We start from the raw sequence: 19,332 nt of genomic DNA on the forward strand, positions 1-19,332 counted from the left end.
CATTGCCGTGGGCCGCCTTTTCCCACGGGCCCTGCTCGAAGGTTCTGCCGTGACTCAACTCAATCAGCCCTCACCGCCGCTGCCGGCGGTGCGCAGTATCCTCGCCGCGTTGATGCTGGCGATTTTCCTCGGCGCCCTGGACCAGACCATTGTCGCCGTCTCCATGCCCGCCATCTCCGCGCAATTCCATGACGTGAACCTGCTGGCCTGGGTGATCTCCGGCTATATGGTGGCGATGACGGTGGCGGTGCCGATCTACGGCAAGCTCGGCGACCTGTATGGGCGCCGGCCGATGATGCTGATCGGCATGGGCCTGTTCACGGTGGCGTCGCTGTTCTGCGGCATGGCCCAGAGCATGGAGCAACTGGTGCTGGCGCGGGTGCTGCAGGGCATCGGCGCCGGGGGGATGATCTCGGTGAGCCAGGCGATCATCGGCGACATCATCCCGCCCCGCGAGCGCGGGCGTTACCAGGGCTATTTCAGCGGCATGTACGCGGTGGCCAGCGTGGCCGGGCCGGTGTTGGGCGGGTTCATGACCGAATACCTGTCGTGGCGCTGGGTGTTCCTGATCAACCTGCCCTTGGGCGCCGGCGCCTGGTACGTGGCCCACCGCACCCTGGTGGGGCTGCCGGTGCCGCAGCGCAAGCCGGTCATCGACTACTTCGGTACGGTGCTGATGATCATCGGCCTGACCGCCTTGCTGCTGGGCATCACTGAAATCGGCCAGGGCCATCATTGGCGTGATGATGAAGTGCTGGGCTTGCTGGCCTGCGCGCTGGTGGCCCTGACCCTGTTTGTGTGGCACGAACGCCGCGCGCGGGAGCCTTTGCTGCCGATGCACCTGTTCGCCAACCGCAGCGCAGTGCTGTGCTGGTGCACGGTATTTTTCACCAGCTTCCAGGCTATTTCCCTGACGGTGCTGATGCCACTGCGCTTTCAGACCGTAACCGGCGGCGGCGCCGACAGCGCGGCCTTGCACCTGCTGCCCCTGGCGATGGGCCTGCCCATCGGCGCGTATTCGGCCGGGCGCATGACCTCGGTGACCGGGCGCTATAAACCGATGATTGTGTCCGGCGCGTTACTGAGCCCGTTGGCGATCCTCGGCATGGCCTTCAGCGCGCCCCAGGATGTATTGCTGACCGGCGCGTTTATGCTGTTGTGCGGGATCGCCGGCGGCATGCAATTTCCTACTTCGCTGGTGGGCGCGCAGAACTCGGTGGAACAACGCGACATCGGCGTGGCCACCAGCACCACCAACCTGTTCCGTTCCCTCGGCGGCGCGGTGGGGGTGGCGTGCATGTCGGCGTTGCTACTGGCGCTGTTGCATGACTCCAGCTTCGCCCACCTGGCCAGCGGCGCACTGGGGGGCGAGGGCAGTTCCGGCAACGTGCTGCTCGACGGCCTCAACGCCGCCCCCGGCCCGGCGCAGGATGCCCTGCGTGGTGAGTTGGGCGTGACGTTCCGGCACTTGCTGATGGTCAGCGCGGCGGTGGCGCTGCTGGGGTTGGCGGCGGCGATTGCGATGCCCAATCGAGTGCTGCGCGGTCGTGAAGACAAGGCCAACTAACTGACAAGATAGAGATCAAAATGTGGGAGGGGGCTTGCCCCCGATAGCACCGTGTCAGTTAGCACATCTGTAGCTGATACACCGCCATCGGGGGCAAGCCCCCTCCCACATTGATTGCATTTCAAATCAAACGATCAGGGGCTGTAGTACCCGACCGCCACCATGAAGTGCCCGACCTTGCGCACATAGGCATGCTTGTTCTCGACCTTGTCGGTCACCGGGTTTTTCCAGCGGTATTTGTACTCACCCTGGTCCTGCTCGGCCATCAGCTTGAGGATCGGCTCGCCCACCGGTTTGCCATCGGGGTCCTTGATCTTGCTGAAGTCGGTGTTGATCAGCCGCAGGTTGGTGCCGTGGGCCACGTAGCGTTGGGTGTCGAGGTCCACCACAAACACATACAGGTCATCCTGCAGGAAGCCGCCCTGCAATGAGTTGATGGCCTTGAGCGTACCGGCCTCATCCTTGACCAGCGCGTTCGCCGCCTTGTTGCGCAGCGCCCGGGCCTGTTCCGGCGTGGCGCGGGGCAGGTAGTAACCCACCGCCAGGATGCGCTCGCCCACGCGCTGGTAGAACACGTGCTTGCGCTCGACCTTGCCGTCATTCCAGTTCTGCCAGCGGTACTCGGCCTGTTGGATGCCCTGGCCATCCGGCACGCTGAGCGCGGCCTTGAACGACTCGCGCAAATCCGGCCCGAGCACTTCATTCACGTCGCGGCCGATCAGCGCGGAGGAGGGCCCGCCGCTGGCCAGCAGCACGCCTTGGGTGTCGACCACAAACACATAGCGGTCGTGGTCGACAAAGTCACCCTGGCGGCTGAACGCGGCGAACGCCTTGTCGCCATTGCCCTGGTAGTAAGCCAGGGCTTTTTCCAGCAAGGCCTTGGCCGCCTCGGCGTCCTTGTCCTCGGTTGTGGCGGCGTGCACCTGGCTGAAACACAACAGCAGCAGCCAGGAGATGCGCAGCAGTCCCTTCATGGTCCGTCCCTCGTTCTTATAGGTGTGACAACAGCGTAGACGGCCCCGGCTCAGGGCGCTGCCAACCATTGGTTGACGATGCCGTCGTACACCCCGGTGGCCACACTCAGGTGCAGCCATTGGTCGACGTAGCTTTTCCATGCCACGTCATCGCGGGGCAGCAGGAAGGCCTTTTGGCTGTACTGCATCTGCCGGTCCGGGTTCACCGCGCACAGCCCGGGCTTGAGCTTTTGCTGGTAACGCGCCTCGCTGGCATCGGTGATCATCACATCGGCCTTGCCCGCCAGCAGTTCGTCGAAGATGGTCACGTTGTCATGCAGGCGGATCTGCGCCTGGCCCAGGTGAGCGCGGGCAAACACCTCGTTGGTGCCGCCGGCCGGTTCGATCACGCGTACCTGGGGCTGGTTGATCTGCTCGACGCTCTGGTAGCGCTGCACATCGGCGCAGCGCACCAGCGGGATCTTGCCGTCCACCCCGAGGGCCTGGCTGAAGAAGGCTTTTTTCTGGCGCTCCAGAGACACCGAAATACCCCCCACGGCAATGTCGCAACGCTGGGCGAGGAAGTCCGGCATGAGGGTTTTCCAGGTCGTGGGCACCCAGGTGATTTTGGCGTTGAGGCTCTTGGCCAGGGACTCGGCCATGGCAATGTCGATGCCTTCATAGCTGCCGTCGGTGCGCAGCGAGGTGTAGGGCTTGTAGTCGCCGGTGGTGCAGACGGTGAGCGTGCCGCGGGCAAGCACCTCGTCAAGGCGCGAGGGGGCGGTATCGGCCAGGGCAGAGGTGGCCAGGCTCGCCAGTATGCACAGGGTTATTGTTGTTTTCATGCAGTCGAGTCCTTGGAGCATGTCGGGGCGGCCATTATTTCCAGCGTGGGGCAGGGTGGCAAGGCGGCGTGAATGTTTAGTCAAACCGCAACCAAACTCCGTCAACCCTGAATTTAATCGCCTATCCAGGCGTGTGAGGCTGCCGGGTACCTACTTTATTGTGAACCCCGCATGGACGGCTCCCCCGATACACATCCCGCGCTGCTGCCGTCCGCGCTGGCCTTTTGGGCCCTGTTTCACTGTCGACACGCGCGCCCACCAGATACTTGTCTCCTACGTTGATCTACCCCAGGGATGACGCACGCCTGTGCGCATCTGCCCGGCAGCGCCTGCGCGCCTGCCTGACGCACACGTATGAGAAAGCCCATGAGTGTTTTTGCCAGCCTGCACGAAGCCCAATCCTTCCTTGAGCAACACCCGGACATCGAGATGTTCGAGCTGTTTATCCTCGACAACAACGGTGTGCCGCGCGGCAAGTTGCTGCACCGCGATGAACTGCTGGCGGTGTACGCCAGCGGCCGGCCGTTGCCGAGCACCATCCTTGGCCTGACCATCAATGGCGATGACGTGGAAAACTCCGGGCTGGTGTGGGAGGTGGGCGATATCGACTGCCGCGCCTATCCGATCAGCGGCAGTTTGCAGCGCATGCCGTGGCGGTTGATCCCGACTGCCGCCGTGCAGGTCAGCATGCACCCCACCGAAGGCCTGCCCGCCACCGTGGCCGACCCCCGGCACTTGCTGGCCAAGGTGATCGAAGGGCTCAAGGCCGATGGTTATTACCCGGTGATGGCGGCGGAGCTGGAGTTTTACCTGCTCGACCAGAAACCCGACGGCAACGGCCGCCCGCAACCGGCGCGGGATGTGGACGGCGGGCGCCCGCGCTCGACCCAGGTGTATGGCCTGCGCGAGCTGGAGCAGATCGAGCCGTTCCTCGCAGACTTGTACAGCGCGTGCAAACTGCAAGGCATTCCGGCGCGCACGGCGATTTCCGAATACGCCCCGGGCCAGGTCGAAATCACCCTGGAGCATCGCGCCGACGCCTTGCAGGCGATGGACGAAGCGGTGCGCTACAAGCGCCTGGTCAAGGGCGTGGCGCACAAGCACGGGATGACCGCCTGTTTCATGGCCAAGCCGTTCGACGACCTGGCGGGCACCGGCATGCATATGCACGTGAGCCTGGCGGACGCCGAGGGCCATAACCTGTTTGCCAGCGAAGCCGCTGACGGCACGCCGCTGTTGCGCCAGGCGGTGGGCGGCATGCTCAGCACCTTGCTCGATTCGTTGCTGATGTTCTGCCCCAACGCCAACTCCTACCGGCGTTTCCAGACCAACAGTTATGCGCCGCTGGCCGCCACCTGGGGCGTCGACAACCGCACCGTCAGCCTGCGCGTGCCCGGCGGCCCGGCCAACTCGCGGCATATCGAACACCGCATCTGCGGTGCCGACGCCAACCCTTACCTGGCGGCGGCGGCGATTCTCGCCGGCATCCACCGCGGCATCCGTGAGCAACGCGATCCCGGCGCGCCGGTAGAAGGCAACGGGTACGCCCAGGCCAAGGAATTGCTGCCCACCGACTGGCTCACCACCCTGCGCGCGCTGGAAGGTTCGAGTTGGGCGCGGGAGGCATTCGGCAGTGAATTCCTCGGTGTGTACCTGGCGGTGAAGCGCGCGGAGTACCGCCAGTTCATGGGCGAGGTGGGTGAGCAGGATTGGCGCTGGTACTTGCATCAGGCGTGAGTTGAGTGGGGGAGCTTTCGACCTTTTTTTCACGTTGCAGTGGTTAAGCTGCCAATCATGGTCGTTTAACCCCTATGAGCCTGCGATGTCGCCACAGAATCCCTCAACCATCGAGATCGAATACGCCGAGCGCTGTGACCGCGAGCACGCCAGGGTCTGCGGCGACACGCGCCCGCCCGGTTTGCGGCGGCGCCTGGCGTCGTGGCGCGACGAATGGTTGGTGCGCCAGGCGCTGAAAGTCGCCGGTGAACCGGGGTTGCTGCTGGACCTGGCGTGCGGTTCGGGACGCTTCTGGCCGGTGTTGGCCGAGCACGTCAACCGCGTGATCCTGGCCTCGGATAACTCCCAGGCCATGCTCGACCACGCCCTGACTCATCACCCGGCGCCGTTGCTCAAGCGGGTCAAGACGTTCCAGGGCTCGGCGTTTTCCATCGGCTTGTCGGCCAATGCGGTGGATTGCATCTTCTGCCTGGAATTGTTTCGCCATGTGCCCAGCAGCGAAGGGCGCCTGGCGTTGCTACGCGAGTTCCACCGGGTCAGCCGGGACACGGTGATCGTGTCGGTGCCTTCGCGTACGCCAGTAGAGGCCGAGTTCCGCCAGGCGGGCTTCAAAATCCTGCATCATCAGGAATTCATGCCGGGCTCGAGCCTGTGGCGGGTCTACGTTCTGCGTAAGAGAGGATAAGTCCCAGCTGTCGGACTATTCTTCATCTTCTGTCTGAGTTTTCATGGTTGCCTGTGCACTGCGGATGCTCGCAAGTCCCTTTCGCGATATATACTGCGCGCCATTCTTCAAGGGAGAGCCGTGTGGCCATCGATATTCACTGGATCTGCGACAACGATAGCCTCGGCCAGCACTGCGCCGAATGGCAGCAGTTGCCATTCGTCGCCCTCGACACCGAATTCATGCGGGTCGACACCTTTTATCCCATTGCCGGGCTGATCCAGATCGGTGACGGCGTGCGCGCTTACCTGATCGACCCCCTGACCATCGACAACTGGCAACCTTTGGCCGCCCTGCTGGAAAATCCGGCGGTGATCAAGGTGGTACACGCCTGCAGCGAAGACCTGGAAGTGTTGCTGCGTTTGACCGGCAGCCTGCCGGTGCCGCTGTTCGACACCCAATTGGCTGCCGCCTACCTGAACCTCGGGTTCTCCATGGGCTATTCGCGATTGGTGCAGGCTGTGCTGGATATCGAGCTGCCCAAGGGCGAAACCCGCTCCGACTGGCTGCAGCGCCCGTTGTCCGAGACCCAGGTGAGCTACGCCGCCGAAGATGCCGTGCACTTGGCCGAAGTCTACATTCGCCTGCGCCCGAAGCTTTCGGACGACAAGTACGCCTGGGTGCTGGAAGACGGCGCCGAACTGGTGGCCAACCTGCGCCGCGAAGTCGACCCCTACGAGGTGTACCGCGACGCCAAGCTGGCGTGGAAACTCTCGCGTGCCCAGCTCGCCGTCCTGCGTGAGCTGTGCGCCTGGCGCGAGCAGCAGGCGCGTGCCCGTGACCTGCCGCGCAACCGCATCATTCGCGAACACTCGTTGTGGCCGTTGGCCAAATCCCAGCCGGACAACCTCGCGGCCCTGGGCAAGATCGAAGACATGCACCCGCGCACCGTGCGTCAGGATGGCCAGTTCCTGCTGGACCTGATCAAACGTGCCGGCAGCGTGCCCATGGACCAATGGCCGCCTGCCGTGGCAGAACCGTTGCCGGTAGACGCCGCCACGCTGATCAAGCAGCTGCGCGCCCTGGGCCAGGCCGAAGCCGAGCGCCTCGACATGGCACCGGAACTGATGCTGCGCAAGAAAACCCTCGAAGCCCTGGTCAAAAGTGGCTACCCCGATGGGCCTTATAAATTGCCAGACTCGCTGCGTGGCTGGCGCCGCGAGTTGATGGGCCAGGCGCTGCTCGACAGCCTGGCCACTGCCGGAGAACAGCCTTGAAACGTATCTGCTCCATCTACCGCAGCCTGAAAAAAGACGGCATGTACCTCTACGTGCTCAAGAGCGATGCCTTGGAACGCGTGCCGGAACCGTTGATGGCCGCGTTCGGCAAGGCCCATCTGGCGTTCGAGATGATCCTGACGCCGGAGCGCAAGCTGTCGCGCGAAGACATCACGGTGGTCCTGGAAAACCTCGACAAGCAGGGCTACCACCTGCAAATGCCGCCGGCCGAGGACGAGTACATCGAACACTTGCCCGAAGAGCTGCTGCGTCGCAACGACCCGATGTAATCGGGTCAGTGCCCTGCCTGGGGCACGTGTTTGAATGAAATCGTATTCGTGGGCGGTGGCCGTAGGGAAGCGGGCGGCCGTCTGCACTGTTTTTGAAAGGTTTGAACCATGCGTGTTCTGATTGCTGAACAGGATCACCCGCTCTACGCCCAACTGCTCAATGAAGTGGCGCCGGACCTTGAGGTGCTCACCAGCGGTGACTCGGCCGAGCTCTCGCGCCTGGCCGCCGATTGCCCGGTATGGCTGGGCCAACCGGACCTGCTGGCGACCCTGCTGCGCCAGGGCCATCACCCGCAGTGGCTGCAATCGACCTGGGCCGGCATCACGCCGTTGCTGGCCGAAGGCTTGCCACGCGACTATCGCCTGACCCGCGCGGTCGGCATCTATGGCCAGGTCATGGCCGAATTCGTGCTCACCTATATGCTCGGCCATGAGCGCGAAGTGCTCGCGCGGCTGGTCAGCCAGGTTGAGCGCAAGTGGGACAACCGCACCGGCCAGAGCCTGGCCGGGCGCAAGGTGTTGATCGTCGGCACCGGCGACATCGGCCAGAGCGTCGCCGAGTTCCTCGTACCCTTTGGCGTCAAGCTGTACGGCATCGCCAGCACCCCGCGCGAGCAGGCACCGTTTCTCGACGTGGCCGGGCTCGACCAACTGGGCCGGCTGGTGGGCGAGGTGGATTATGTGATCAACCTGCTGCCCAACACGCCGAACACCCACGACCTGTACGACGCGGCGCTGTTCAAGCAATTCAAGCCGACTGGCCTGTTTATCAACGTCGGGCGCGGTGTGGCGGTGGTCGATGCCGATTTGGTCGAGGCCTTGAAAGAAGGGCACTTGGCCGGCGCGGTGATCGACGTGTGTCGCCAGGAACCGCTGCCGCAGCGCCATCCGTTCTGGACTGCCTGGGGCCTGCTGTTGACCGGGCACAGTTCGGCGCCGACGTCGCCATCGATGATGGTGGAGTTGTTCGTGGAGAACGTACGCGCGTATCAGGCCAAGGAAGCCTTGCGCGGGGAAGTGGATTTCGACCGCGGTTATTGAAATAGCGACGGACAAAAATGTGGGAGGGGGCAAGCCCCCTCCCACATTGGATCTGTTTAGGGCCTAGAGGCTGAAATCACCTTCCGACACCAACGCGCTCAATGGCAGGCGTGGGCTTGGCACTTCACGGCCTTGCAGGTACTCCGGCAAGGTCGACTTGTCGCCCAGCTTGCCGACGGCTACGGCCGCGTGCAGGGCATAACCTTCGGGAATCTTCAGCTCTTTGCGGGTCAGCTCCTGATCGAAGCCGGCCATGCCGTGGGTGTGCCAGCCGCTGAGGCTGGCTTGCAGCGCCAGGTGGCCCCAGGCCGAACCGGTGTCGAAGGTGTGCCACAGCGCCGGGGTTTCTTCCGTGGCGCCGGGAGCGGTGAAGTCGGTTTTCGAGGCGATGATCACCAGCGCCGACGCGTGCTGTGCCCAGTTCCGGTTGAATTCATTCAGCAGGCCCAGGAAACGTTCCCAGTCGGGCGTGTCGCGGCGCGCGTAGAGAAAACGCCAAGGCTGCGAGTTGTACGCCGACGGTGCCCAGCGTGCCGCTTCGAAAAAGCTCAGCAGGGTTTCCTGGGGGATGCTCTCGCCGGTGAAGGCGCGCGGCGACCAGCGGTCGGTGAACTGGGGGTGGATCGGATAATCGGCAACACGTGTCATGAGCAGGTCCTGATCGTCAATTCGGCGTTCAAAGCTACTGCGCGCCCACTAGACTGACAAGTGTTGTTACACCGCCAGTCGTAAGCGCTTGGTTATAAGGGGCTTGGGCACTAGACTGGCGGCCTTTTAACATACCGATACTGATGTAGAGCCATGGCCGCCAAAGTCGAACCTTTCTGGATACGCAAAACCCTTGAACACCTCGACCAGGAGGAATGGGAGTCGCTGTGTGATGGCTGTGGCCTGTGCTGCCTGCAAAAGCTTGAGGACGAAGACGACAACAGCGTCTATTACACGCGCATCGCCTGCAAACTGCTCGACCTGAAAACCTGCCAGTGCACCGACTACCCCAACCGCCGCGCCTCGGTGCCCGATTGCATCCAACTCACCCCGGGCCAGGCCGACCAGTTCAAATGGCTGCCGCCCACCTGCGGCTATCGCCTGGTCAGCGAGCGCAAGGATCTGCCGTTGTGGCACCACCTGGTCTGCGGCGATCGCGATGCCGTGCACCATGAACGCATTTCCCAGTCCGGGCGCATGCTCAGTGAAGGCAGCGTGCCCGAAGACGACTGGGAGGATTACCTGATTTTCCGCGCGGGTTGAGCAAGGAGTGTGTATGAAGGTGGGAACCCAGCTGGCGGCGAGCCTGATGTTGCTGGTGCTGAGCACGCCCGCGTGGTGCGCGAAAAAAGTCGACCTGGATTATCACGTCAAGCTGCTACCCCAGAGCGACCAGGCCGAGGTGCGGGTGAGCCTGTCACAGGGCTCGGCGGTGCGCAGCCTGAACTTCGACCTCGGCCACGACGGCGACTACAGCGACTTCAAGGCCGATGGCCAATGGAGCGTCAACGAGCATCGCGGTCTGTGGCAACCCAGCGCCAGCAAGGCCAGCCTGACCTACCGCGTACGCCTGACCCACGCGCGCAAGCCGGGTATGTATGAAGCGCGGATGACCCCGAGCTGGGCGCTGTTTCGTGGCGAAGACCTGGTGCCGCCCGCGCGCCTCGACCAGCAGGATGGCGTCGAGTTGGTCTCGCGGCTGGTGTTCGAGTTGCCGGCCGGCTGGAAAAGCGTCGAAACCGCCTGGCCACGTATCGGCAAGAACAAATTCCGCATCGATAACGTCTCGCGCCTGTTCGACCGGCCCACCGGCTGGATGCTCGCCGGCAACCTCGGCAGCCGCCGTGTGCGCCTGGGCGAAAGCGAAGTGACCGTGGCCTCGCCCAAAGGCCAGGCCATGCGCCGCATGGACGTGCTGACGCTGCTGACGTTCGTGTGGCCCCAGGTGGAAGCGGCGTTCCCGCGTCATCCGGCCAAACTGCTGGTGGTCGGCGCCAGCGACCCGATGCGCCGTGGCGCGTTCTCGGCGCGCGACTCGATCTACCTCAACAGCCGCACGCCGCTGGTCAGCGAAAACGGCAGCAGCCCGTTGCTCCGCGAAGTGGTGCAGGCGATTGGCCGCTTCAACGACCACGACACCAGTGACTGGATCAGCGAGGGACTGGGTGAGTATTACGCCATTGAACTGCTGCGCCGTGCCGGTGGCATCACCGACGAACGGTACCAGGCGATCCAGGCGCGATTGGTCAAGGAAGGCAAGGACGTGAGCAGCCTGCGCGGCGAGCACATCAGCGGCGCGACGGTGTCACGGGCGGTGGTGGTGTTGCAGGAGCTGGACCGCGAGATCCGCGTGAAAACCCACAACAAGCGTTCCCTGGATGATCTCGCGCAGGCGGTGATGCGGGCTGACAGCATCACCACGGCGGAGTTTGTACAGTTGGCTGAGAGCATCATTGGCGAGTCGTCAGTGGTACTCGATAGCAAACTGTTGCACTGATCCGGAGCCATGCTCGGAGCAAAATGTGGGAGGGGGCTTGCCCCCGATTGCAGTGTGTCAGTCACACCGCTATCGGGGGCAAGCCCCCTCCCACATTTAGATCTCCAATTGGATTGGAGGTCTGGCTCAGCCTGGGGTTTTAACGGCCTTCTCGGCCGCCACTTCTGCTTTAGTCTTAAGGTTTCTCAATTCAGCCCCGGCGCGTTCGACCTTGGTGCGCAAGCTGTTCATCTCCTGACGACCTTGCTCCAACTTGTCCTTGAGCGAGCTGTGCCCGGTAAAACCACGGGCCAGTGCCACGCCGCCGATCGCCACCTGAATCAAACCAAAAATCCCGCCACGGCGCAGGCCTTTGCCCACCATCATCACGCCGCCGGCGACTGAGCCGATGCGTTCCCAGCCGTGCACGTTCTGGGTGGGTTGGGTTTCAAAGGGTGCGTGCTCGATGACGGGACGCAGGGTTTTGCTGTCGCTCATGATCTGTCTCCAAGGGGCAAGTGATATGTAGCTGACTGCCAGCAGGCGCCGGATGTTCCCAAAAAATCAGTACTTGGGCCCCGAACGGGTGTTGTTGCCCTTGGCCAGGCGGTCGTAGAGCACCACGTTGACGGTCGCGGCGAGGTTCATGCAGCCGGTCGTCGGGATGTACACCACGTCTTCGCACCAGTCGCGGATGTCTTTATCCAGCGAGCCGTCTTCGGGGCCGAAGATATACAGCGCGCGGTCGGGGTGGGTGTATTCGGGCAGCGGGCGGGCGCCTTCCACCAGTTCCACGGCGACCGGGATGCAGCCCAGGGGCAGGATTTTTTTCAGGTCGTCGATGCCGATCAACGGAATATCGTGGTGGACCTTCTTGGTGTCGGTGATGAAGTCCCGGGCGCGCTCGTAACGCACGCCGGTGTAGAACACCGAGGCCACGCCGTAGCAGCCGGCGGCGCGCATGACCGAACCGACGTTTTCGGGGGATTTGGGGTTATACAAACCGATGCAGCTGTAGCGTTTATTGCCCACGGGGAAGGGTGCCTTGGAGAAAAGCGGGGATTATACGGCCTGCAGGTGATGGATTGCTTGGGCTACCGGCATCGGGGGCAAGCCCCCTCCACCTTTGAGAGTGTTCACAAGTCAAAATGTGGGAGGGGGCTTGCCCCCGATGCGGCCGGTACACACAGCAAAAAAACTTCAGTCGTCTTTCTTCATCAACCCCGCCAACGCCGCAAACGGGTTGTGCGTGGCCTTGGCAATCGTCGGGCTGCTGGTGGAGCCTTCGCCGAAGTACTGTTGGTCGGTGTAGCGCGAGTGCTCGTTGTCGTGGCAATACAGGCACAACAATTCCCAGTTGGAACCGTCCTGGGGATTGTCATCATGATTGTGGTTTCGGTGGTGTACGGTGAGTTCACTCAAGCGTTTGCCGGCGAATTCACGCGCACAACGGCCGCAGACATGCGGGTACATCTTCAAGGCTTTGTCGCGGTAGCCCATTTCCCGGTCGCGCTGGGCATCAGCAAGGATGCGGTCCAGCTTGGCGGTGTGGGAGGGCGGGTTGGTCGAGCTCATCATGGCTCCTGATATTGGGGTGGTCACGGATAGCGTTGATTCTAGCCGCCAGCGAACGTTTGTAGTATCGGCTCATTCAATTTCATAAGGATCTGAAACCTATGCGTTTACCTACATGGACAGTTGCACTTCTATTTTGCGGCCTGGCGGCGCAAGCCCAGGCGTTCTCCAGCCCCCAGCCGGGCCAAGTGATCGAGGTAGCACTCGAGCAGTTGCACCCGACCCAGGCCGTGGTGGGGTTCGACCAGATCTACTACAGCCTCGGGCTGTTCGCCGACAAACGGGCCAAGCTCTTCGACGAATACTGCGAAACCAATGGCCAGGGCGAATCCGACAAGGTGCCCAGTGACGCGGACCTGCACACCCCGGCGAGCTTCAGTTGCAAGAGCCCGGTGGGCAGCCACCCCGAGGACATGAAAACCGTAGTCGTCGGCCCCGCCGGCCAGCTCTACCTGACCGACGGTCACCACAGTTTCACCACCTTGTGGGAAGCCACCGGCGGCGGCCCGCGCCTGAAGATGTGGGTCAAGGTCACCGACGACTTCAGCAACAGCCCGAACCTCGCCGCCTTCTGGCAGCGTATGCAGGCGGCGCGCAAGGTCTGGCTCAAGGACAACCAGGGCCAGACCCTCACACCAAGCGAACTGCCGGCGCAATTGGGCTTCAAGAACCTGCAGGACGATATGTTCCGCAGCCTGGTGTATTTCACCCGCAAGGCAGCGTATGCCAAGCCGGACGGTGACGCGATCGCGCCGGAATTCCTGGAGTTCTACTGGGGCAACTGGCTGCGCACGCAGATCGACCTGAGCGCGTTCAACCTGAACAAGAAAGGCGGTTACAAGGATGCGATCGAGGCGGTGGCCAAGCGCATGGTCAGCCTGGCGCCGGGCGCACAGGTGGGGGATAGCGGTTTCACTGCCCAGCAGTTGGGTGGCATGACCGCGCTGGATCGCGATGAGCTGGAGAAAACCTTCGACAAAAAAGTGCCGTACGTGATCGATTACCGCAATTCCCACAACTGACGCAGAACTGAAAATAGGGGAGGGGGCTTGCTCCCGATAGCGGTGGGTCAGTCAAAAATGTATCAACTGACCCACCCTCATCGGGGGCAAGCCCCCTCCCACATTGGATCTTCAGTGGCTGGTTGATCGTGATCAGCTCTTGAGCTTCTCGGCAATCCAGATGGTGTGCCGGGTGCCCTTGTTGCCATGGGCGAACACCTGCACTTCCTCGGCCTTGAAACCGGCCTTGCGCAGTTTGTCGCTGAACAGCTTGTCGGCGCTGGCGGACCACACTGCCAGCACGCCCTTGGGCCGCAGGGCCTTGGCGCAGGCGGCCAGGCCGGCGGCGGAGTAGAGCCAGCTGTTGGCTTTTTGCGTGAGGCCTTCGGGGCCGTTGTCCACATCCAGCATGATCGCGTCAAAGCCTTGGGGCTCGGCCTGCAGCACCTTGGCGACGTCTTCCATGCGGATCACCGTGCGCGGGTCCAGCAGCGGGCGGCCGGATTTTTCTCCCAGCGGCCCACGGTTCCACTCGACCACGCCCGGCACCAGTTCCGCCACCACCACTTCGGCCGTCTTGCCTAGGTGCTTGAGCGCCGAGGCCAGGGTAAAGCCCATGCCCAACCCGCCGATCAACACCCGCGAACCCGGGCGCCCCGCCACCTTGCGACAAGGAATTTCCGCCAGTGCATCTTCGGAGCCGTGCATGCGCGTGTTCATCAACTGGCCGCCGTCACCGCCCTGGATCTTGATGACAAAATCTTCACCGTATTCGAACAGGCACAAGGCACCGCCGTTATCAGGGATCGGGGTGGTGTCGAGCAGAACGAAACGTTTCATGGAAATCTCATTGGGAAGGGCATTCTTGCGCGGTTGGGAGTAGCCTTACGACATTCCGGTCAGGCCATGGAGCCATCGATGAAGTGCAGCATTCTAACGGTCATTGTGCTTGGCGCGCTCACATTGGGTGCGGCGCAGGCGCAGGAGTTGCAAACCGTACCGGTCGCGCCTGCGCCAACCCCAGGCGCACCAGGCACGCCGACGCCGACGCTGTACCCGCAAGTCAGCCCGCCTGCCTTGCCCAAGACCAACGGCTCACCGCCCCTGGCCCCCATCGTGCTGCCGACCCCGCCCAAGGACCAGACCGTGCCTGGCCTGCTGCAAAACGACAGCAAACCGAAGACGCCGGGCGGTTAAATCTGTTGCGTGAGCAATTGCCCGTCGGCCATGCGCAGGCGCTTGGACAGGGCAATGGCGATGGCGCGAATGATCTTGGCGGCCACCCGTGGGGCTTCGTTGAGCATCTTTTCCAGGGAATCCTTGCCCAGGTTCAACAACACGCAATCACTGGCCGCCACGCAACTGGCCGAACGGCGCTCGCCGTCGAGCACGGCCATTTCGCCGAAGGCCCGGCCACTGCGCAGGGTGGCGATGGTCAGGCGCTGGCCGTCGAGGCCGGTTTTCTGCACCGCCACCTGGCCGCTGTGGAGGATGCACATAAAGGTGCCGGCATCGCCTTCGAGGAAGATCACCTCATCGCGGGCAATGCTGCTGATATTGAAGTAGCCCGCGGCCACATGAAAATCTTCCGGCAGCAGCGGGTCGAACAGGCCGCAGTCCATCAGCATGTCGCGGATTTCGTTGTTCATCAGGGTCGGTAGTGGCATAGCTGCAATCTTGGTCCATCAAACAGGTAGGCGGTCCTGTGTTCAGACAGGCCCGCCCCGCTAAGTTCCTAAATCAGCCCCAGCGCCTTGAACACAAATGCATATTCGAGCGCTACGTCACGTAATCCCTGGTAACGACCGCTCATGCCGCCGTGGCCGGCACCCAACTCGGTCTTGAGCAACAGCAGGTTGTCGTCGGTCTTGGTGTCGCGCAACTTGGCCACCCACTTGGCCGCTTCCCAGTACTGCACGCGGCTGTCGTTGTAGCCGGCGATCACCAGCAGGTGCGGGTAGGCCTGGGCGCGAATATTTTCGTACGGCGCGTAGGCCTTGATGCGCGCATACACCTGAGGCTCTTCTGGGTTGCCCCACTCGTCGTACTCGGTGATGGTCAGCGGCAGCTCGGGGTCGAGCATGGTGTTGAGCACATCCACAAACGGCACTTCGGCAATCGCCGCCTGGAACAGCTCGGGGCGCTGGTTGAGCACCGCGCCGATCAACAGGCCGCCAGCACTGCCGCCGCTGATGGCCAGTTGCTTGGAGGTGGTCAGGCCCTGGGCGATCAGGTGTTCGGCGCAGGCGACAAAGTCGCTGAAGGTGTTCTGCTTGTGTTCCTGCTTGCCGTTGCGGTACCAGGCTTCACCCAGCTCGCCGCCGCCGCGTACGTGCGCAATGGCAAACGCCACGCCACGCTCGAGCAGGCTCAGGCGCGCATGCGAAAACCACGGGTCGAGGCTCGAACCGTAGGCGCCGTAGCCATACAGATACAGCGGCGTGGCTTTGCCGAGCTGGTCGCGCTTGACCACCAGGCTGATCGGCACCAGGGTGCCATCGGCAGAGGTGGCCCACAGGCGCTGGCTCACGTAGTCGTCGGCATTGAACACGCCGAGTACCGGGGTTTCCTTGAGCACCACTTGTGCGCCGCTCGCCAGTTCCAGCTGGCGTACCTGGGCCGGGCGGTTCAGGGCTTCGTAGCGCAGGCGGATCTTGTCGCTCGGAAACTCCAGGCTGTTTTGTACGTAGAGGCTATACGCGGCGTCAGGCAATTCCACGCGATAGGCCGGCACGCCCTCGGGGTGCACTTCGATCACCGGCAGGCCGCCGATGCGCAGGCTCAGGGTCATGGCGCCGGCGTTCAGGCTTACGCCGTCGAGCATGACCTCGTCGCTGTGGGGGATCAGGTTCTGCCACTCATCTTCGGTCGGCACGTCGCCAATGTCGGTCGCCACGAACAGCGCGTAGTTGATGCCATCGCGGTTGCTGCGGATAAACCAGGTCCATGCGCCATTCAACTGGCCGTGGTCGACATCGTATTCATGGTCTTCGACGCGAGGCGCCAGGCAGGTGAACTCCAGGTGTGGCTGGTTGGCATCCAGCGCCCAGATTTCGCTGGTGGTCTTGCTGCCCAGCGAGAGCAGTAACTGGCGCTCGGAACTCGAACGGTAGCAATGCAGGAAGAAACGCCCGTCGGGCTCATGGAACACTTCCTGCGCCGCCGTGCCATCCAGGCGGTAGCGATAGAGCTTGTGTGGGCGATGGGTGTCGTCGAGTTCGCCGAAGAACAGGGTCAGGCTGTCATTGGCCCAGGTCATGCTGCCGTCGCAGTCTTCGAACTCGAGTTCGCTGACCTTGCCGGTGGCCAATTCCTTCACGTACAGGGTGTAAATCTCTTCGCCACTGGTGTCCAGGCTGTAGGCCAGGCGCTGGTGGTCGGGGCTGATGCTGAACGCGCCGAGGGAGAAGAAGCCGCCATTGGCCAGCACGTTCGGGTCCAGCAGCAGCTCTTCGCTGCTGTCGTCTACCTGGTTGCTGTCGTCGGCGGGGCGGCGGCAGCGGTAGTGGCGGGCGTATTCGTCCCCGGCGGTGGTGCGCGTGTAATACAGGTACGGGCCCCATGGGGAGGGCAGCGACAGGTCGGTTTCGAGGATGCGGCCCTTGATCTCCTCGAACAGGCTTTCGCGCAACGCGGCTTGATCGGCGAGCTGGGCTTCCTGCCAGGCGTTTTCGGCCTTGAGGTAGTCGAGCACCTCAGTGGTATCACGCTCCTGCAACCAGGCGTACGGGTCCTGGCCAGGGGCCTTGCGGGCGATCGGGGCGGTGGCGATAGGCATGGATCACTCTCTGTCAGGCGGACGGTGGCAGGCTTTGCAGCCGCGACACGCAAAAGCCGTTATCATAGCCGCCTGTTTGCCTACCTTGCCATGGACACCATGACCGAGAACGACTATCTGACCGCTTGGGGCCTTTACGCCTTCGCCGCTTTGGGCTGCCTGTTGGTGTGGTGGCGCATGACGCGCTGGATCTGGCGCTGGCTGCGCGAGCCGCTGCAATTGCTGATGGCGGTGCTGTTGTTTAGCCCGACCATCGTTGACCCGGTCAAGACCCAGTTCGCACCGGCCGTGGCCATCACTGCGCTGGACCTGGTGCTCAAGGTCGGCAATAACGCCTGGCGGGCCATTTCCGATCTGGTCATGTACGCGATGATCGCGTTTGGCGTGTACATCGTCATTGTGTTGATCCGCTGGCCCATCGAGCGCGCCGCCAACGCCCGCCGTGAGCGCAAGGCCGCGATGGACGCTGCCCTGGCTGCCGAGCCGGTAGAAGAAGACGATGAACCCTTCCGCCGTCCGGCGCCGGTCAGTGGCATGCGGGTCGAACCGCGCCTTTAACGTTGCAGCGAGAGCCCTGGCATGTGTGAATTATTGGGCATGAGTGCCAACGTCCCCACCGATATCGTGTTCAGCTTCACCGGGCTGATGCAGCGCGGTGGGCGTACCGGCCCGCACCGCGACGGTTGGGGCATCGCCTTCTATGAAGGCCGTGGCCTGCGCCTGTTCCAGGACCCGGCCGCGAGCAGCGAATCGGAAGTCGCACTGCTGGTGCAGCGTTATCCCATCAAGAGCGAAGTGGTGATTGGCCATATCCGCCAGGCCAATGTGGGCAAGGTGAGCCTGGCCAATACCCACCCGTTCGTACGCGAGCTGTGGGGCCGCAACTGGTGCTTCGCGCATAACGGCCAATTGGCGGACTTCAACCCGCGCGCCACCTTCTACCGCCCGGTCGGCGATACCGACAGTGAAGCGGCCTTCTGCGACTTGCTCAACCGCGTGCGCGAAGCCTTCCCCGAGCCGGTGGACATCGAACAGATGCTGCCGGACCTGATCGCCGCCTGCGCCGAATACCGCAGCAAAGGCGTGTTCAATTGCCTGCTCAGTGACGGCGACTGGCTGTTTTGCTTCTGCTCGACCAAATTGGCGCAGATTACCCGACGTGCACCATTTGGCCCCGCGCGGCTCAAAGATGTCGACGTAATCGTGGATTTTCAGGCTGAAACCACCCCCAATGACGTGGTGACGGTGATCGCCACCGAGCCTTTGACCGACAACGAAAACTGGACCCGCTACGAACCGGGCCAATGGAGCCTGTGGCGACGCGGTGAATGCGTCAGCCAGGGCGTTACCGAGTAAGGATATCGACCATGTTGCTTAGTTATCTGCGTTTGGTGCTGTTTGCCATTGGCTTGTTGGTCGGCGTGCAAGTGCCGGGGTTTATCAACGATTACGCCAAGCGTGTCGAAGCGCATCTGATCGAGGCGCAGACTGGCCTCAGTGGGTTTGAAACCACTGCACGGCAGTTCTTCAACGGTGATTTGAAGGCACTGGTGGCGCATTACCGGGCCAGTGATGATCCGGTGTTTCAGAGTGACGCTAACAGCCTGGGGGCGATGCTTGATCGCCAGGTGGCGTTGGACAAGCAATTCCAGGCGATGCAAGGCCCGTGGTACATACGCGCCTTGCAGGTGGCGGTGGCCGCTGACCCGGATATTCGCCAGGAAACCTGGAATGGCTACACCTACCAGATTCTGCTGACGCCTGAGGCTATGGGCTGGGGGCTGGGTGGGGCGATGCTCTTGTCGTTTGGGATCGAGTGTCTGTTTCGTCTGATTGATTGGGTGGTGTTGGGCGGGAAGCGGTTGCGCCAGAGTCGGCCGATCGAGGAGCGGGATCTCAAGGGGCTCTGATTTTTTTGGGCCTTGTGTGCATATCCGTTGCTGCGGTAACGGCTGCTTATGGTTCCGCCCTTACGGCGGGTCACTTTTGAAAAGCGCAAAAGTAACCAAAACGCTCTTGCCCCAACACTCGGCACCTCGCCTAGGCTCGGTGTGCCCGAACGCAGGCTTGAATCCGTGGGCCGCCGCAATGGGCCATCCTTGGCCCAGTGCGGCTAACCCGGCGTCCTGCCGGGTTACCC

At 62.8% G+C, this 19,332-nt stretch carries 22 protein-coding genes; 13 read left to right on the forward strand and 9 right to left on the reverse strand.

Annotation, left to right across the window (positions count from 1 at the left end):
- Positions 1-49: 49 nt before the first annotated feature.
- The gene (locus AC0IYH_RS21525) at positions 50-1,567 is read left to right on the forward strand and encodes an MDR family MFS transporter (RefSeq protein ID WP_471836109.1); all 1,518 of its coding nucleotides are present in this window, start codon (positions 50-52) and stop codon (positions 1,565-1,567) included.
- A 134-nt stretch (positions 1,568-1,701) separates the two neighbouring features.
- On the opposite strand, the gene AC0IYH_RS21530 is transcribed toward AC0IYH_RS21525, so the two are convergent.
- Both AC0IYH_RS21530 and AC0IYH_RS21535 read right to left on the reverse strand, forming a co-directional pair.
- Positions 1,702-2,541, reverse strand: a complete 840-nt coding sequence (locus tag AC0IYH_RS21530) for a cache domain-containing protein (RefSeq protein WP_471836090.1) — start codon at positions 2,539-2,541, stop codon at positions 1,702-1,704.
- A 50-nt stretch (positions 2,542-2,591) separates the two neighbouring features.
- Positions 2,592-3,365 (reverse strand): transporter substrate-binding domain-containing protein, encoded by a 774-nt coding sequence (locus tag AC0IYH_RS21535; protein ID WP_471836092.1) that lies wholly within the window; start codon positions 3,363-3,365, stop codon positions 2,592-2,594.
- 366 nt (positions 3,366-3,731) lie between these two features.
- On the opposite strand from AC0IYH_RS21535, the gene AC0IYH_RS21540 reads away from it, so the two are divergent.
- From AC0IYH_RS21540 to AC0IYH_RS21560, 5 genes are all read left to right on the forward strand, one after another.
- Entirely contained in the window at positions 3,732-5,102 is a 1,371-nt protein-coding gene (locus AC0IYH_RS21540; RefSeq protein WP_116628197.1) for a glutamine synthetase family protein, read from the forward strand.
- An 85-nt stretch (positions 5,103-5,187) separates the two neighbouring features.
- A complete protein-coding gene (locus AC0IYH_RS21545) occupies positions 5,188-5,787 on the forward strand; it encodes a class I SAM-dependent methyltransferase (RefSeq protein ID WP_116628196.1) in 600 nt (199 codons plus the stop codon).
- A gap of 122 nt (positions 5,788-5,909) precedes the next feature.
- On the forward strand, positions 5,910-7,043 hold the full coding sequence (gene rnd / locus AC0IYH_RS21550) for a ribonuclease D (RefSeq protein ID WP_116628195.1): 1,134 nt from the start codon (positions 5,910-5,912) through the stop codon (positions 7,041-7,043).
- Positions 7,040-7,333: a YcgL domain-containing protein gene (locus AC0IYH_RS21555; protein WP_056857316.1), complete on the forward strand. Its 294-nt coding sequence runs from the start codon at positions 7,040-7,042 to the stop codon at positions 7,331-7,333. Before rnd ends, AC0IYH_RS21555 begins: the two co-directional genes overlap by 4 nt.
- Positions 7,334-7,441: 108 nt before the next feature.
- Positions 7,442-8,374, forward strand: a complete 933-nt coding sequence (locus AC0IYH_RS21560) for a D-2-hydroxyacid dehydrogenase (protein ID WP_471836095.1) — start codon at positions 7,442-7,444, stop codon at positions 8,372-8,374.
- A gap of 63 nt (positions 8,375-8,437) precedes the next feature.
- Here the strand turns inward: AC0IYH_RS21560 and AC0IYH_RS21565 are convergent, their stop codons facing one another.
- Positions 8,438-9,022: a nitroreductase family protein gene (locus tag AC0IYH_RS21565; RefSeq protein ID WP_116628193.1), complete on the reverse strand. Its 585-nt coding sequence runs from the start codon at positions 9,020-9,022 to the stop codon at positions 8,438-8,440.
- Between the two features lie 153 nt (positions 9,023-9,175).
- On the opposite strand from AC0IYH_RS21565, the gene AC0IYH_RS21570 reads away from it, so the two are divergent.
- Together AC0IYH_RS21570 and AC0IYH_RS21575 are read left to right on the forward strand one after the other, a co-directional pair.
- Positions 9,176-9,625, forward strand: a complete 450-nt coding sequence (locus AC0IYH_RS21570; protein WP_003172524.1) for a YcgN family cysteine cluster protein — start codon at positions 9,176-9,178, stop codon at positions 9,623-9,625.
- 13 nt (positions 9,626-9,638) lie between these two features.
- Complete coding sequence (locus AC0IYH_RS21575; RefSeq protein WP_122772931.1) at positions 9,639-10,859, forward strand: hypothetical protein; 1,221 nt, start codon at positions 9,639-9,641, stop codon at positions 10,857-10,859.
- A gap of 126 nt (positions 10,860-10,985) precedes the next feature.
- Here the strand turns inward: AC0IYH_RS21575 and AC0IYH_RS21580 are convergent, their stop codons facing one another.
- The 3 genes from AC0IYH_RS21580 to AC0IYH_RS21590 all read right to left on the reverse strand — a co-directional run bounded on the left by AC0IYH_RS21580 (position 10,986) and on the right by AC0IYH_RS21590 (position 12,413).
- On the reverse strand, positions 10,986-11,336 hold the full coding sequence (locus tag AC0IYH_RS21580; protein ID WP_122772932.1) for a YgaP-like transmembrane domain: 351 nt from the start codon (positions 11,334-11,336) through the stop codon (positions 10,986-10,988).
- A gap of 66 nt (positions 11,337-11,402) precedes the next feature.
- Positions 11,403-11,870, reverse strand: coding sequence for an RNA methyltransferase (locus tag AC0IYH_RS21585; protein ID WP_053136646.1), 468 nt, complete (start codon positions 11,868-11,870; stop codon positions 11,403-11,405).
- 168 nt (positions 11,871-12,038) lie between these two features.
- Complete coding sequence (locus AC0IYH_RS21590; protein WP_003210675.1) at positions 12,039-12,413, reverse strand: YajD family HNH nuclease; 375 nt, start codon at positions 12,411-12,413, stop codon at positions 12,039-12,041.
- A 101-nt stretch (positions 12,414-12,514) separates the two neighbouring features.
- Here AC0IYH_RS21590 and AC0IYH_RS21595 point away from each other — a divergent pair, with 101 nt between their 5' ends.
- Positions 12,515-13,435, forward strand: coding sequence for a ParB/Srx family N-terminal domain-containing protein (locus AC0IYH_RS21595; RefSeq protein WP_471836098.1), 921 nt, complete (start codon positions 12,515-12,517; stop codon positions 13,433-13,435).
- Between the two features lie 132 nt (positions 13,436-13,567).
- Here AC0IYH_RS21595 and AC0IYH_RS21600 read toward each other — a convergent pair whose 3' ends face one another.
- Positions 13,568-14,254, reverse strand: coding sequence for a spermine/spermidine synthase domain-containing protein (locus AC0IYH_RS21600; RefSeq protein ID WP_471836099.1), 687 nt, complete (start codon positions 14,252-14,254; stop codon positions 13,568-13,570).
- 78 nt (positions 14,255-14,332) lie between these two features.
- Here AC0IYH_RS21600 and AC0IYH_RS21605 point away from each other — a divergent pair, with 78 nt between their 5' ends.
- Complete coding sequence (locus tag AC0IYH_RS21605) at positions 14,333-14,611, forward strand: hypothetical protein (protein WP_116628188.1); 279 nt, start codon at positions 14,333-14,335, stop codon at positions 14,609-14,611.
- On the opposite strand, the gene AC0IYH_RS21610 is transcribed toward AC0IYH_RS21605, so the two are convergent.
- Together AC0IYH_RS21610 and AC0IYH_RS21615 are read right to left on the reverse strand one after the other, a co-directional pair.
- Entirely contained in the window at positions 14,608-15,081 is a 474-nt protein-coding gene (locus tag AC0IYH_RS21610; RefSeq protein WP_122772934.1) for a cyclic nucleotide-binding domain-containing protein, read from the reverse strand. The two genes, AC0IYH_RS21605 and AC0IYH_RS21610, sit on opposite strands and share 4 nt — an antisense overlap.
- Before the next feature lie 68 nt (positions 15,082-15,149).
- Entirely contained in the window at positions 15,150-17,192 is a 2,043-nt protein-coding gene (locus AC0IYH_RS21615; RefSeq protein ID WP_471836100.1) for a S9 family peptidase, read from the reverse strand.
- Positions 17,193-17,216: 24 nt separating this feature from the next.
- Here AC0IYH_RS21615 and AC0IYH_RS21620 point away from each other — a divergent pair, with 24 nt between their 5' ends.
- From AC0IYH_RS21620 to AC0IYH_RS21630, 3 genes are read left to right on the forward strand one after another with little or no spacing between them, the layout of a single operon-like run.
- Entirely contained in the window at positions 17,217-17,750 is a 534-nt protein-coding gene (locus AC0IYH_RS21620; protein ID WP_116628185.1) for an MFS transporter, read from the forward strand.
- Positions 17,751-17,771: 21 nt separating this feature from the next.
- On the forward strand, positions 17,772-18,548 hold the full coding sequence (locus AC0IYH_RS21625; protein ID WP_116628184.1) for a class II glutamine amidotransferase: 777 nt from the start codon (positions 17,772-17,774) through the stop codon (positions 18,546-18,548).
- An 11-nt stretch (positions 18,549-18,559) separates the two neighbouring features.
- Positions 18,560-19,102 (forward strand): DUF2937 family protein, encoded by a 543-nt coding sequence (locus AC0IYH_RS21630; protein ID WP_122772936.1) that lies wholly within the window; start codon positions 18,560-18,562, stop codon positions 19,100-19,102.
- The last annotated feature ends 230 nt before the right edge of the window (positions 19,103-19,332 follow it).

The organism is Pseudomonas sp. AC463 (genome assembly GCF_979253585.1).